The organism is Mesorhizobium sp. B2-8-9 (assembly GCF_006439475.1).
Taxonomy (GTDB): domain Bacteria; phylum Pseudomonadota; class Alphaproteobacteria; order Rhizobiales; family Rhizobiaceae; genus Mesorhizobium.
Genome location: NZ_VFTQ01000007.1, coordinates 1 through 12,052 on the forward strand (window position 1 = coordinate 1; position 12,052 = coordinate 12,052).

Genomic DNA, 12,052 nt, shown 5'->3' on the forward strand with positions numbered 1-12,052 from the left:
GTCTCACTCCGCTGGAACACCCCTCATCCGTCTCGGCGCTATCGCGCCGATCCACCTTCTCCCACAAGGGGAGAAGGTAAGAGCGCTCATTCCTCGTCTTCGTTCTTGTCCTTCGACTTGAGCGCCGAAAGCTTGGCGAAGACGGCGTTGGCATCGAGCTCCTGGTCCTCGTCCTTCGGCTTCTCCGGCGCGGGCACCAGCCGTTCGGTGAGCGCGGCGGGCAGCAGTGTGTCGCCGACGGGCTGCGCCGGCTCGCGGCCGCGCGAGGCGCGGTTGACTTCGAGGTCCAGGTCGATCTGCGAGGTGAGGCCGAGCGTCACCGGATCCATCGGCTGCAGATTGGCCGAGTTCCAGTGCTTGCGCTCGCGGATCTGCTCGATCGTCGACTTGGTGGTGCCTACGAGACGGGCAATCTGCGCATCCTTGAGCTCGGGATGGTTGCGCACCAGCCACAAGATGGCGTTCGGCCGGTCCTGGCGCTTCGACAAAGGCGTGTAGCGCGGGCCCTTGCGCTTCGATTCCGGCACCCGCACCTTCGGCTCCGACAGCTTCAGCCGGTGGTTGATGTCCTTCTCGCCGCGCGCGATCTCGTCGCGCGTCAACTGGCCGGTAATGATCGGGTCCATGCCCTTGATGCCCTGGGCCGACTCGCCGTCGGCGATCGCCTTGACCTCCAGCGGATGCAGCCCGCAGAACTGCGCGATCTGCTCGAAGGAAAGCGCGGTGTTGTCGACCAGCCAGACGGCGGTCGCCTTGGGCATCAGCAGCGAATTGGCCATATCAAAAATCCTTCTCGTTCGCCCGCGTTCCCGCGCGGGCGGTGGTTTTAGAGCCACCAAAATGGGAAATTCGCGGCCTGTATAAACGCTCCCTCCAATTTTCGCAATGTTTTTGGGAAGGGCCGATTCAAGGCCCTAAAAAGACAAAACCCGCTGGACGAGGTCCAGCGGGCTTGGAACCGGAAACAAAGCAAGCGTCTCGACGGCTCTGGCTTGCATGTCGCAGCCCGACCGCGAGGCCGGGCTGCGTCTGATTACACCGCCTGGCGGGCGATACGCTCGATGTCGGCCCGGTTGATGCCGAGGTCGCTCAGCTGGCGGGCATTGAGCTTGTTCAATTCGCGCACGGTCTCGTTGTACATGCGCCACTTACGGAAAGCACTGATCGGGTTCATGATGGTTTCTCCAGTCGTTGGTTAAATCGTTTGATGCCGCGTAAATAGGCATGTCTGCCCACAAATTGAACGGACGCTTTTGCATGGCCGCAATGCGTTTTGTGCATTGCACCATTAAGCCTTTATTCAGCTACCCAAAAGGCACGCGGGCGCCGCAGGATGTGCGGAGATTCAGGTCAGGCCGAGACGAAAATGGCAGCTTCCGAGAACCGGAGCGGAGCGTACTTGAGTACGTGAGCACCGGAAGCTCAGGAAGCTGCCATTTGCAGGCCGGCCTCACCTGAATGTGCGCACATCCTAGCCGACGTCGAGGACGATCTTGCCGATATGCTCGCCCTCTTCCATCCGCTCGTGCGCCCGCCAGGCTTCGGTCAGCGGAAAGATCATGTCCATCACAGGAGCCACCTTGCGCGTGCCGAGCAGTGGCCACACCTGGGCCTCGAGCACGGCTGCGATCGCCGCCTTGAACTCGACGGTACGCGGGCGAAGCGTCGAGCCGGTATGGGTCAGCCGCTTCACCATGATCTTGGAGAAGTCGGCGCTGGCCACGGCCCCGGCCTGCACCGCGATCTGTACGATGCGCCCTTCGACGGCCGCGGCATCGTAATTGTGCCCGACATAATCGCCGCCGACCATGTCGAGGATGACGTCGGCGCCCTTGCCATCGGTCGCATCCTTCACGGCGGCGACGAAATCCTCCTCGCGGTAGTTGACTGCCCGGTCGGCGCCGAGCTTCAGGCAGGCGTCGCATTTCTCCTTGCTGCCGGCGGTGGTGATCACAGTGGCGCCGAAGGCCGAGGCGAGCTGGATGGCGGTGGTGCCAATGCCGGACGAACCGCCATGGACAAGCAGCGTCTCGCCTTTCTTCAGGCCGCCGCGCTCGAATACATTGTGCCAGACGGTGAAGTAGTTTTCCGGAACCGCGGCGGCTTCCGAATGCGTGAAACCCGCCGGCAGCGGCAGCACGCTGCCGGTATGAACCTTGACATATTCGGCATAGCCGCCGCCCGGCGTCAGCGCGCAGACCCGGTCGCCGATGCGCCAGCGCGATATCTCGTCGCCGAGCGCCGCGATTTCGCCCGACGCTTCGAGGCCCGGCAAGTCGGATGCACCGGGCGGCGGCGGATAGGCGCCCTTGCGCTGCTGGACGTCCGGCCGGTTGACGCCGGCCGCGTGCACCCGGATCAGCACTTCGCCGGGGCCGGGCACCGGCACGTCGCGCGTTTCCGGCTTGAGCACCTTTGGCCCACCCGGTTGCGAGATCGCGATGGCCGTCATCTTCGCCGGAATCTTCTGTCCGTTTGCCATGATATCGTGTTCTCCCTGTATCCCGGTCTATCGCCGCCCGTTTGCATCGGCGCCCCCGCCTGGAGCAGTTCGGCGCTTGAAGAAGCGCCAACCTGCTCCAACTCTTTGTTCCTACGCTATTCCGGGCGGAAAATCGCTACGCATTTTTCCCGGAATTGCTCTATGTATGCCGATTGCCAAATCAGGCAAATGGCCGAGTAAGAGAGGAGCGACGGATGGCGATCTTCGACGACGAACCCAGGAAAAAGCAGCGCCCGCACGAGATCGGCCAGGACCTGTCTTTGTTGTCCGTCGACGAATTGTCCGAGCGCATCGCATTGCTGCGCGACGAGATCGCCAGGCTGGAAGCCGAGCGCACCGCCAAAGGCGCCACCAAATCTGCCGCCGAGTCGCTGTTCCGCCGCGGATAAATTGTTCGGCGTGCTCTCTCGCCGCCGAAAAGCCCGAATACATCTGTCTTCAGGCCCTGCGTCTCGAACCCGGATCAAGCGATGTTTGCAACCTACAGACCGATCCTCTCGCTGCTGCGCGGCACCGCGTTCCTGCTCGCCGCATCCGGCCTGCACGGGCTGCTCCTGCCGCTGCGCGGCCAGGTGGAAGGCTTTTCGACCGCATCGCTCGGCCTGATGGGCACGGCCTGGGCCGGCGGCTTCGTCGCCGGCTGCTTCTTCGCGCCGCGTCTCGTGCGCCGCGCCGGCCATGTCAGGGCTTTCGGCGCCTTCGCCGCGTCGGGCGCGATCATCGCGCTGCTCACCGGCCTCATCATCGACGAATATTTCTGGATCCTTTTGCGCGCCTTCACCGGCTTCACCATGGCCGGGGCTTTCATGGTGATCGAGAGCTGGCTGAACGAGAAGGCCACCAACGAGAACCGCGGCACCGTCTTCGGCCTCTATATGATGGTCACCTATGCCTCGATCATGGGCGGCCAGATGATCGTCGCCGGCGGCGATGTTCGGTCGGCCTCGCTGTTCATGATCACCGGCATCCTGTTTTGCCTATCGCTCATTCCGACGGCCGTGTCGACGCAGTCGCATCCCAAGCCCCTGCAGGACGTCAAGCTCGACGTCAAAGGCCTTTACGCCAACTCGCCGGTGTCGGCGGTGGCCTGCCTCCTGATCGGCATCGCCAACGGTGCCTGGGGCACGCTGGGCGCCGTCTATGGCGCGCGCGTCGGCATATCGACCGCCGAGATCGCACTGATGATGAGCCTGGTCGTCATTTCCGGTGCCGCCATGCAGCTACCGGCCGGGCGGCTGTCGGATACAACCGACCGGCGCTTCGTACTGGCCGGCGCAGCCTTCGGCGCAGCCCTGGTCGCGATGCTGATCTTCCTGATCGCGCCGCGTTCGGGCGTTTTCATCATCGTGATGACCGCCGCCTATGGCGCCTTCGCCTATACGCTCTACTCGATCGCCGTCGCTCATGCCAACGACCACGCCCGCTCCGAGGACTTCGTCAAGGTTTCGGGCGGTCTGCTCTTGCTCTACGGCTTTGGCACGATGATCGGCCCGCTTTTGGCCGCGGCCTTGATGGGCTCGGTGCGTCCGGAGGGGCTTTTCCTGGCAACCGCGCTCGCCCATCTCAGCCTCGCCGGCTACACGCTGCTGCGCATCCGCGCCCGCGCGCCGGTGCCGATCGAAGACCGCGATGCCTTCAAGACGCAGCCCGCGGACCGCGCCGTCACGCCCGAGGCCACGCGGCTCGATCCGCGCAGAAAGGTTGAAACCGATAGTTGAGATTCGCGAGACTTTGCCTCACAAATAAAGGCATGATGTTTTCTGACGCCTTTATGGCGATAGCCGATCCCAACCGGCGCTATCTCTTGGAAGAACTCCGGCGCGGCCCAAAGACGGTGAACGAATTGGCCGCCGGATTGCCCGTCTCACGCCCGGCGGTTTCCCAGCATTTGAAGGTCCTGCTGGACGCCGGCCTGGTCAACGCCAAGCCCGAAGGCACGAGGCGCGTCTATACCGTCAGCAGCGCCGGCTTCCTCAGGCTCAACATCTGGCTCGACCAGTTCTGGGAAACGGCGCCTGGGGAATAGTCTTTGGCGTTTGATGCATGTCGCTCAGAAGTGTGCAGCGGTTCTGAGACAATGACAGGCGTCAAGACCCAAAGCGCGATGCGCTTTGGCCGGAGCCCTCAGCTCCCAGTGCCGTCCCGAGCGCGTCGAGCAATTCGCCGGTGCCGTGCTCGCGGGTGGCCGGTGAGTCGATGCCGTCGAAAAAGGCGCCCTGTTCCGTCAGGATGAGCCGCGTTCCCTTGCCTTCGGCGATGAGCTCGATCGTCGCAAGCGACACGGAGACTCGGGTTTCGCCGAACAGAAGCTCATAGCTGTAGACGATGCGCCGGTTGGGCACGATATCGTGATAGATCGCGTTGTAGCAATGCATCTGTCCGTCGCTGGGACAGCCGGCATTCACTTCCTTGCCGCCGACCCGAAAATCCATCTCATGCCGGCTGGGCATGGGGTTGTCGGGGTCAAAGAACCAGCGCTTCTTCGCCGTCGGATCGCTCAGCGCGAAATAGACCTTCTCCGGCGCCGCCGGATAGACGCGCTCGATGACGAAGGTGGAATGGACGACGGATCGTTCGCTCATGACGGGACCCTTCAGGTTTCATCTTTCGTTTCAGCGAGGAAATCGCCGAGGCGGTCGAGCCGACGCTCCCAGGCAAGCCGCCGCTCGTTGATCCAGTGCTCGGCGGCCCGAAGCGCCTGCGGCTCGATCCGGCAGGTCCGCACCCGGCCAAGCTTTTCGGTCCGCACCAGGCCGCTTGCCTCAAGCACGTTGAGATGCTGGACGACGGCCGACAACGACATCGCTAACGGTTCAGCAAGCTGGCTGACCGAAGCCGGCCCGCGCGACAGACGGTCCACCATCTGCCGCCGCGCCGGGTCGGCGAGCGCCTGGAACATCAGGTCGAGCTGGGCGGGATCGTGGAGCATCTAGCCGTTATTGTACGGAAAGAGCTTGAAGTAAGGTCCCGCTTCCTCGATCACCCGGGCGAAGGACGGGCGCGCGAGCAGCCGGTCGTGGTAGCGTTTCAAGGCCGGGAATTTTTCGCCGAAGGGCTCGACCTTGTTGGCGTAGAACAGCGCCGGCGAGGCGGCGCAGTCGGCCATGGTGAAGCTTTCGCCTACGGCCCAGGTCCTTGCCGCCATCTCCTCGTCGACAATGGCGTAGGAGTTGCGCAGCTGCGCGCGGGCCTCCTCGACCCCGAACGGATCGGTCTTGTCCGTCGGCCGCAGCCTGTCGCCGACGATCTTCTGCATCGGATGCTGCACGTAGAAATCGTAGAAGCGGTCTGCCTGGCGGACCTGCAGGGCGAGATCGATATCGGCGGGAATGAGCTCGACCGGCCCGGGGTAATGCGCGGCGAGATATTCGACGACGATGGTCGATTCCAGCACCGTGCGGTCCCGCGCATCGTCACGCAGCGCCGGCATCTTGCCGGTCGGCGACACTTTCAGGAATGCGGCGCGGGAAGCCTCGTCGCCGAGGTCGACAATGACCGGCTCGAATGGCGTGTCGTTCTCGTAAAGCGCGATTAGCGGCTTCCAGCAGAACGAGGCCAGCGGGTGGAAATGCAGCGTCAGGGACATTCCGGCTCTCTTTCGCTTTCGGATAATCGATACTGAAGTAATTACTTCACTATTGTCGCGGACGGCTCGAGTCAAGCCGGCGTCTTGCCGGCGCTAGCCGTGTGCGGCGATGGCCTCGATGATCTGCGACCAGTCGTTGCGATGCAGTTCGTGGCCGCCCCCTTCGACCTTGACCAGCTTTGCGCCGAGAACCGCCTTGGCGAGCGCCTCGCCATGCTCGACAGGGAAGAGCGGGTCGGCGGTGCCGTGGATGACGAGCAGCGGCACGCGAAGATCCCGCACCGTGCGTTGCGGGCCTCCGCCCTTGAGCAGGAAATGATTGGTCGCGCTGGCCAGCCCGCCGGAACGGCCGTAATCCTCCTCGATCATCTTGCGCGTCTGCCCCTCGTCGAACGGATGGCGAGTGCTGGCAATCGCACGGGCGTCCTTGACCATGAAGTCGATCACCTGCTCCCGCTTCGACCAGTCGACATTGCCGCCTTCGGCCGAGTGCTGCTTGTAGGCTTCGGTCGTTCCGGGCAGGCCGGATGTATCGACGCCGAGCGGCGAACAGGAGATCACGGTGAGCACGCTGACGCGTTCGGGATATTTCAGCGCCATGCTCTGCGCGAGCATGCCGCCCATCGACATGCCGGCGACATGCGCCTTGGCGACGCCATGGTCGTCGAGCACGCGCATGGCGTCGTCCACCATATCCTCGAATGTGTAGGGCGGCGCGCCCGGCGGAAATTTGGTCGACAGGCCCGTGTCGCGGTTGTCGTAGCGGATGACGAAGCGGCCGCGCCCGGCAAGTTGCCGGCAGAAGGCTTCCGGCCACCACAGCATCGAAGCCATGGCGCCCATGACCAAAAGGATCGGCGGATCTTTCGGACTGCCGAAGCTTTCCGAAATGATGTCGGGAAGCTGCGCCGCGTTGGTCATCTGCTCCTCCTATCCGATTGCAATTTGCAATCAGTTGCACGATAATCAAACCGATATCATAATGCAACTGGTTTTCTGGAGAGTGCCATGAGCATCGACCGTCGGTCCGGCTGCCCGATCAATCTGTCGCTCGAGGTCTTTGGCGACCGCTGGAGTCTGATCATCCTACGCGACATGATCTTCGGCGGCAGGCGCCATTTTCGCGAGTTGCTCAACGGCTCGCTGGAAGGCATCGCCTCCAACATCCTGGCCGACCGGCTGAAGCGGCTGATGGAGCTCGGTCTGCTGACCAAGGCCGACGACCCCAGCCACAAGCAGAAGGCGATCTACAGCCTCACGGAGATGGCGATCACGCTGGTGCCGATCATGGCGCAGCTCGGGGCCTGGGGACGCGTCTGGCTGCCGGTCACGGAAGAATTGTCGATCCGAGCCGAGCTGCTCGAAAAGGGCGGCCCGCCGCTATGGGCCCAATTCATGGACGAACTGCGTCACGAGCATCTCGGAGCGCCATCGAAGACGCCGCCGGGCACGCCAACCGTGCGCCAGCAACTGCGCGCTGCCTATGAGGCAGTGGTCGCGCGAAAGGCTGAGGCAACATCAATTTAAGTTTATATCCCGGCTGGCCGACCGCATCGACACCGAGAAGCCGGCCAGCACGTCGAACAGCGCGATGACCATCAGCGTGAAGAACACCGAATGCGCCGCGCCTTTCACCAGCAGGAATTCGACCAGGAAGGCGATGAAGACCAGCGTCGACAAAAGGTGATCGAGGATCGAGGCATTGGTGGTGCGCACTGATTTTGAGATCTCGACGAACAGGAAGATCAGCCCGATCAGCACCATCAGACCACCGAGCGTCATCGAGAACACGCCGCCCGACATCATGCGGAAGGAGAACATCTCGGTCGTCCAGGGATCGTCGCCGCCGCCGAACAATCCCAGCAGGCCGAGATTGTAGAGGACGAAGGGCACGATCAGCAGCGGGATGGCACCGAACATCTGGGCGACTCCATGGGCACCCCTTTTGTAAAATCCGCGGCAGGCGCGCCGTCAAGGCTTTTCGCCGGCGGCGGCGAACACGCTCTAAGACCTAATGAAATAACAATGTCAGCCGGTTGACCGGCTTTTCTGCAGCCTGCGAGGCCCAGGTCTCCCTCAACCAAGGGCCGCACGCAAAAAGACCGGCCAGAGGCCGGTCTTTTGAAACGTCACGAACCGCGGAAGCTTCTCAGCTTTCCTTCGGCTCAAGAACCTGGCGGCCGCGATACATGCCGGTCTTCAGGTCGATGTGATGCGGGCGGCGCATTTCGCCGGAATTCTTGTCCTCGACATAGGTCGGGGCCTTGAGCGCGTCGGCCGAGCGGCGCATGCCGCGCTTCGACGGAGAGGTTTTTCTTTTTGGAACGGCCATGGATATGCTCCACTACATGGTCAAAATGCCCCGGCAACCCTCGCGAAAGGGCCGCATCGAGGCCATAATCTGAGAAAGTCGGGTGCCTATACACGCCTTGCGCCGTTTTGGCCAGCGCCGGCGCGAATTTTTTTGCCGCAGGAGGACAGGAACTAGGTGTGTCGAGATTCAAATCAGGCCGAGCCGAGAACGGTGGCCACCGAGAACCGGAGCGGAGCGTACTTAAAGTACGTGAGCACCGGAAGCGCAGGTAGCCGCCGTTCGCAGGCCGGGCCCACTTGAATATCGATGCACCTAGTCAAGGCAGCCGACATAGGCGCCTGACCTGCTCGCGCGCCGCTCGATCAGCGAGGCCAGCCGCCGCAGGCCCGGCCCCGGCCTGGCGGGATTGCGCGCGATCGGGTTGGGCAGGCTGACGGCAAGCAGCGCCGCCTGCCGGCGCGACAATTGCTTGGCAGAGACGCCGAAATGATGCCTGGCGGCGGCCTCGATGCCGTAGATGCCCGGCCCCCATTCGGCGATGTTGAGATAGATTTCCATGATCCGCCGCTTCGACATCACAGCATCGAAATAGACGGCCAGGGGCAGCTCGACCACCTTGCGCACGCTGCCCAATGGGCGCGACCACAGAAAAAGGTTCTTCACCGTCTGCATGGTGATGGTGGAGGCGCCGCGCGTCGCCTCGCCGGCCAGCGCGTCGTCGACCACGCCGCGCAACTCGCCCAGATCGACGCCGCGATGAAAGCAGAACTGCCCGTCCTCCGACATGATCACCGAATGCGCCAGCACCGGCGCCACGTCGTCGATCGACACCCAGCGCCGGTCGTAGCCGGAAAAAGTCACGAGGTCCTTCAGCATTAGCGTCGAGACCGGATGCACGAAAGATGGCAGATAAAGGAAGGTGAGCACGACCGGTATGACTGCCAGCACGAGCGCCACGACCAGGCAACGCCGACCTAGCCGCTTGAGACCGGCGCGGTTCAGGCGCCGACGTCGCGCCATGTCCAGCCCTTCGCTTTCATAGTCGACGATCGGTTCCGTCAAGCCGTCCACCCGTGCCTCGCCTCCTCCGGCATAAAGGCGCGAGCCTGCTTGCGCAATGTCTGAGTGTCGGCTACCGGTCCCGGCCATGGGCAAAGACGACCAGATCGCCTTCGAATCCGCGCTTTTCATGCGCGCCGCCGCGGTCGAGACCGAGCTGCGGCGGATCCTCGACGCGCGTCCGCTCACCAGTGAGATCGTGCGGCCGGAGCGCCTGATGGCGGCCATGCGCCATGGCGTGCTCAATGGCGGCAAGCGGCTGCGGCCATTTCTGGTCATGGAAAGTGCCGCGCTGTTTTCGGCCGATAGCGAGGCGGCGCTGCGCGTCGCCGCGGCGCTCGAATGCGTGCATTGCTACTCGCTCATCCATGACGACCTGCCTTCCATGGACGACGACGATTTGAGGCGCGGCCAGCCGACGGTGCACAGGGCCTTCGACGAGGCGACCGCGGTCCTCGCCGGCGACGCGTTGCTGACCTTGGCCTTCGACGTCGTCGCCGACGACGCGACGTTGCTGGCGGCGGAGCGCCGCGCCACCCTGGTCCTCGCCCTTGCCCGTGCGGCCGGTGCCGGCGGCATGGTCGGCGGCCAGATGCTGGACCTGGAAGCGGAGCGCGAACGGCCGGACGAGGCGGGGATCATCACGCTGCAGGCGATGAAGACCGGCGCGCTGATCCGCTTCGCCTGCGAGGCCGGCGCGATCGTCGCCGGCGCGCCTCCTGCCGAGCGCGAGCGGCTGGCGGAGTTCGGCTCGGCGATCGGCCTTGCCTTCCAGCTCGCCGACGACCTGCTCGACCTGACCGCCGACGCAAAGCAGATGGGCAAAGCGACGAACAAGGATGCGGCCGCCGGCAAGGCGACGCTCGCAGCACTGCACGGACCAGACTGGGCGCGCGGCCAGCTCCACGGCCTCATCGACCAGGCGCATGCCCTGCTTGAGCCCTATGGCGAGCGGGCTGAGCTGCTCAAGCAAGCGGCGACCTTCGTGGCGACGCGCAGCAGCTGAACGGTGGCGCGGCGGGCGGCAATTGCCGAAGCCGACAACAGCTCCGATTGTTCGCTATGTTCGAATACTGCTGTCGATGGCCGGGTGATTATCCGGCATCCGCAGCAGTCTATATCCGCTCCAGGACAACGAACGGACATCATCGATCCGGTCGCTGACGCCTCCCCGGCCCTCCATCCAGAGCCGTGAAATCCACCGGAAGGAACCTGGAAATGCCCTTTGCCAACTTCAAGATGCCCGAGGCCGCCCTCACAAAGGCGCAGAAGGAAGACCTCGTCCACAAGACCACGCAGATGTTCGTCGACTATTTCGGCGAAGGTGTACGCCCCCACACCATGGTGCTGATCGAGGAAGTTCCCGACGGAGGCTATGGCCGCGCCGACGAGGTCTTCATTCTTCCCGACGCCCACCGGGCCGAGGATGGTGCCTGACTTGAGCCGGGCGAGTCGCTTGCCGAGCGACACGCCCAACTTTCCGTGTCGGAGCCGACACTCGCTTTCCCTTGGATCAGCCCCGGTTCGGCAAGCTCCGCAGGAAATCGATCATCGCGGCGTTGACCTCGTCCGGGCGCTCCTGCTGGGTCCAATGCCCGCAGCCGGGCAGCATCAGCGTATCGCGGATTTGCGGGACGAAGTTCCTGAGATTGGCCAACAGTTGATCCATGCCGGGGAAGGCGACCACAAGGTCACGGTCGCCCGCTGCGTAGAGAGCGGGAACCTTGATCCGCGCGCCGGCAAAGGGCGCCATCAGTTCCCAGTTCCGGTCGATGTTGCGGTACCAGTTGAGACCTCCGGCAAAGCCGGTGCGCTGGAACTCGCCGGCGTAGAAATCGCTGTCGCTTTCGCTGAGCCAGTGCGGCAGACTTGCAGGAACCTCGGCGGCTTGCAGGAGACCTCCGCCGTGCGGGACCATGGCAATTCTGGCGCCGCCGTCCGAAGCGTCTCCCGACACCGCGTAAAGCATGGCGCGCACCGTGGCCCGCGGGTCCCGTTCCAGCTCCGCCTCGGCAATACCGGGTTGCTGGAAATAGAGCTGGTAGAACTGGGACTCCGCCGTTCGCGGCATGAGGCTGGTCGGACGCGCATTGCCGCGCGGCCGGAACGGCACGCTGAGGCCGACGACGGCATGGAAGCGGTCCGGCCGTAGCAGCGCGGCATGCCAGGCCACCACCGCACCCCAGTCGTGGCCGACGATGACGGCACTGGGGACCTCGAGGGCGTCGAGAAGACCCACCATGTCGCCGACCAGATGAAAGAGCGTGTATTGGTCGATCGCTTCCGGCCGGTCGCTCTTGCCGTAGCCTCGCATGTCGGGGGCGACGGCACGGAAGCCCGCCGCTGCGAGCGCGCCCAGCTGATGCCGCCAGGAATACCAGGATTCAGGGAAGCCATGGCACAAAAGCACCACCGGCCCTTCGCCCTGCTCCGCGACATTGAGGCGGATGCCGTTGGTCTCAACTATCCGCTGTATAGGTTCGCTCACGGCCGCCTCTCATGCTCGCGTTCCACCTCTGATCAATGGCGAAAGGCCAGACGCCGCAACGGGTGGCCGAGCCAGCGGAGTGCCAAGTTTTTGGAGGCGCGC

17 protein-coding genes are annotated in these 12,052 nt (G+C 63.9%); 6 read left to right on the plus strand and 11 right to left on the minus strand.

Annotation, left to right across the window (positions count from 1 at the left end; all coding sequences use genetic code 11):
* Positions 1-86: 86 nt before the first annotated feature.
* The 3 genes from FJ423_RS10670 to FJ423_RS10680 all read right to left on the minus strand — a co-directional run bounded on the left by FJ423_RS10670 (position 87) and on the right by FJ423_RS10680 (position 2,482).
* Complete coding sequence (locus FJ423_RS10670; protein WP_140841507.1) at positions 87-779, minus strand: DUF1013 domain-containing protein; 693 nt, start codon at positions 777-779, stop codon at positions 87-89.
* 254 nt (positions 780-1,033) lie between these two features.
* The gene (locus FJ423_RS10675; protein ID WP_095767350.1) at positions 1,034-1,174 is read right to left on the minus strand and encodes a DUF1127 domain-containing protein; all 141 of its coding nucleotides are present in this window, start codon (positions 1,172-1,174) and stop codon (positions 1,034-1,036) included.
* Between the two features lie 297 nt (positions 1,175-1,471).
* On the minus strand, positions 1,472-2,482 hold the full coding sequence (locus FJ423_RS10680) for an NAD(P)H-quinone oxidoreductase (protein WP_140841509.1): 1,011 nt from the start codon (positions 2,480-2,482) through the stop codon (positions 1,472-1,474).
* A 215-nt stretch (positions 2,483-2,697) separates the two neighbouring features.
* On the opposite strand from FJ423_RS10680, the gene FJ423_RS10685 reads away from it, so the two are divergent.
* From FJ423_RS10685 to FJ423_RS10695, 3 genes are all read left to right on the plus strand, one after another.
* Positions 2,698-2,892 carry a DUF1192 domain-containing protein gene (locus FJ423_RS10685; RefSeq protein WP_095767348.1) on the plus strand — a complete coding sequence of 65 codons (195 nt, stop codon included), beginning with the start codon at positions 2,698-2,700 and terminating at the stop codon, positions 2,890-2,892.
* An 81-nt stretch (positions 2,893-2,973) separates the two neighbouring features.
* A complete protein-coding gene (locus FJ423_RS10690) occupies positions 2,974-4,221 on the plus strand; it encodes an MFS transporter (RefSeq protein ID WP_140841511.1) in 1,248 nt (415 codons plus the stop codon).
* Between the two features lie 32 nt (positions 4,222-4,253).
* Positions 4,254-4,529, plus strand: coding sequence for a metalloregulator ArsR/SmtB family transcription factor (locus FJ423_RS10695; protein WP_140841513.1), 276 nt, complete (start codon positions 4,254-4,256; stop codon positions 4,527-4,529).
* 61 nt (positions 4,530-4,590) lie between these two features.
* Here the strand turns inward: FJ423_RS10695 and FJ423_RS10700 are convergent, their stop codons facing one another.
* The 4 genes from FJ423_RS10700 to FJ423_RS10715 all read right to left on the minus strand — a co-directional run bounded on the left by FJ423_RS10700 (position 4,591) and on the right by FJ423_RS10715 (position 7,010).
* Positions 4,591-5,085 (minus strand): SRPBCC family protein, encoded by a 495-nt coding sequence (locus FJ423_RS10700; protein WP_140841515.1) that lies wholly within the window; start codon positions 5,083-5,085, stop codon positions 4,591-4,593.
* 11 nt (positions 5,086-5,096) lie between these two features.
* Positions 5,097-5,432, minus strand: coding sequence for a metalloregulator ArsR/SmtB family transcription factor (locus FJ423_RS10705; RefSeq protein WP_095767344.1), 336 nt, complete (start codon positions 5,430-5,432; stop codon positions 5,097-5,099).
* The gene (locus tag FJ423_RS10710) at positions 5,433-6,089 is read right to left on the minus strand and encodes a glutathione S-transferase family protein (RefSeq protein WP_140841517.1); all 657 of its coding nucleotides are present in this window, start codon (positions 6,087-6,089) and stop codon (positions 5,433-5,435) included.
* 93 nt (positions 6,090-6,182) lie between these two features.
* Positions 6,183-7,010 (minus strand): alpha/beta hydrolase, encoded by an 828-nt coding sequence (locus tag FJ423_RS10715; RefSeq protein ID WP_140841519.1) that lies wholly within the window; start codon positions 7,008-7,010, stop codon positions 6,183-6,185.
* A gap of 87 nt (positions 7,011-7,097) precedes the next feature.
* Between FJ423_RS10715 and FJ423_RS10720 the strand changes: the two genes are divergently transcribed.
* Positions 7,098-7,616 (plus strand): helix-turn-helix domain-containing protein, encoded by a 519-nt coding sequence (locus FJ423_RS10720; RefSeq protein ID WP_140841521.1) that lies wholly within the window; start codon positions 7,098-7,100, stop codon positions 7,614-7,616.
* Here FJ423_RS10720 and FJ423_RS10725 read toward each other — a convergent pair.
* The 3 genes from FJ423_RS10725 to FJ423_RS10735 form a co-directional block, all read right to left on the minus strand.
* On the minus strand, positions 7,608-8,009 hold the full coding sequence (locus FJ423_RS10725; protein WP_140545089.1) for a hypothetical protein: 402 nt from the start codon (positions 8,007-8,009) through the stop codon (positions 7,608-7,610). The genes FJ423_RS10720 and FJ423_RS10725 overlap by 9 nt on opposite strands.
* A 229-nt stretch (positions 8,010-8,238) precedes the next feature.
* Positions 8,239-8,421: a 50S ribosomal protein L32 gene (gene rpmF, locus FJ423_RS10730; protein ID WP_006203806.1), complete on the minus strand. Its 183-nt coding sequence runs from the start codon at positions 8,419-8,421 to the stop codon at positions 8,239-8,241.
* Between the two features lie 294 nt (positions 8,422-8,715).
* Positions 8,716-9,474 carry a transglycosylase domain-containing protein gene (locus tag FJ423_RS10735; RefSeq protein ID WP_140841523.1) on the minus strand — a complete coding sequence of 253 codons (759 nt, stop codon included), beginning with the start codon at positions 9,472-9,474 and terminating at the stop codon, positions 8,716-8,718.
* 118 nt (positions 9,475-9,592) lie between these two features.
* On the opposite strand from FJ423_RS10735, the gene FJ423_RS10740 reads away from it, so the two are divergent.
* Together FJ423_RS10740 and FJ423_RS10745 are read left to right on the plus strand one after the other, a co-directional pair.
* Positions 9,593-10,468 carry a polyprenyl synthetase family protein gene (locus FJ423_RS10740; protein ID WP_246680147.1) on the plus strand — a complete coding sequence of 292 codons (876 nt, stop codon included), beginning with the start codon at positions 9,593-9,595 and terminating at the stop codon, positions 10,466-10,468.
* A gap of 212 nt (positions 10,469-10,680) precedes the next feature.
* Positions 10,681-10,899: a 4-oxalocrotonate tautomerase family protein gene (locus tag FJ423_RS10745; RefSeq protein WP_140841527.1), complete on the plus strand. Its 219-nt coding sequence runs from the start codon at positions 10,681-10,683 to the stop codon at positions 10,897-10,899.
* Between the two features lie 76 nt (positions 10,900-10,975).
* On the opposite strand, the gene FJ423_RS10750 is transcribed toward FJ423_RS10745, so the two are convergent.
* The gene (locus tag FJ423_RS10750) at positions 10,976-11,950 is read right to left on the minus strand and encodes an alpha/beta hydrolase (protein ID WP_140841529.1); all 975 of its coding nucleotides are present in this window, start codon (positions 11,948-11,950) and stop codon (positions 10,976-10,978) included.
* Positions 11,951-12,052 lie beyond the last annotated feature (102 nt).

Coding starts and splice junctions, on each gene's coding strand:
- FJ423_RS10720 (WP_140841521.1), top strand. CDS start 7,098: ATGAGCATCGACCGTCGGTCCGGCTGCCCGATCAATCTGTCGCTCGAG.
- FJ423_RS10705 (WP_095767344.1), bottom strand. CDS start 5,432: ATGCTCCACGATCCCGCCCAGCTCGACCTGATGTTCCAGGCGCTCGCC.
- FJ423_RS10680 (WP_140841509.1), bottom strand. CDS start 2,482: ATGGCAAACGGACAGAAGATTCCGGCGAAGATGACGGCCATCGCGATC.
- FJ423_RS10670 (WP_140841507.1), bottom strand. CDS start 779: ATGGCCAATTCGCTGCTGATGCCCAAGGCGACCGCCGTCTGGCTGGTC.
- FJ423_RS10675 (WP_095767350.1), bottom strand. CDS start 1,174: ATGAACCCGATCAGTGCTTTCCGTAAGTGGCGCATGTACAACGAGACC.
- FJ423_RS10690 (WP_140841511.1), top strand. CDS start 2,974: ATGTTTGCAACCTACAGACCGATCCTCTCGCTGCTGCGCGGCACCGCG.
- rpmF (WP_006203806.1), bottom strand. CDS start 8,421: ATGGCCGTTCCAAAAAGAAAAACCTCTCCGTCGAAGCGCGGCATGCGC.
- FJ423_RS10685 (WP_095767348.1), top strand. CDS start 2,698: ATGGCGATCTTCGACGACGAACCCAGGAAAAAGCAGCGCCCGCACGAG.
- FJ423_RS10745 (WP_140841527.1), top strand. CDS start 10,681: ATGCCCTTTGCCAACTTCAAGATGCCCGAGGCCGCCCTCACAAAGGCG.
- FJ423_RS10695 (WP_140841513.1), top strand. CDS start 4,254: ATGATGTTTTCTGACGCCTTTATGGCGATAGCCGATCCCAACCGGCGC.
- FJ423_RS10700 (WP_140841515.1), bottom strand. CDS start 5,085: ATGAGCGAACGATCCGTCGTCCATTCCACCTTCGTCATCGAGCGCGTC.
- FJ423_RS10710 (WP_140841517.1), bottom strand. CDS start 6,089: ATGTCCCTGACGCTGCATTTCCACCCGCTGGCCTCGTTCTGCTGGAAG.
- FJ423_RS10715 (WP_140841519.1), bottom strand. CDS start 7,010: ATGACCAACGCGGCGCAGCTTCCCGACATCATTTCGGAAAGCTTCGGC.
- FJ423_RS10725 (WP_140545089.1), bottom strand. CDS start 8,009: ATGTTCGGTGCCATCCCGCTGCTGATCGTGCCCTTCGTCCTCTACAAT.
- FJ423_RS10740 (WP_246680147.1), top strand. CDS start 9,593: ATGCGCGCCGCCGCGGTCGAGACCGAGCTGCGGCGGATCCTCGACGCG.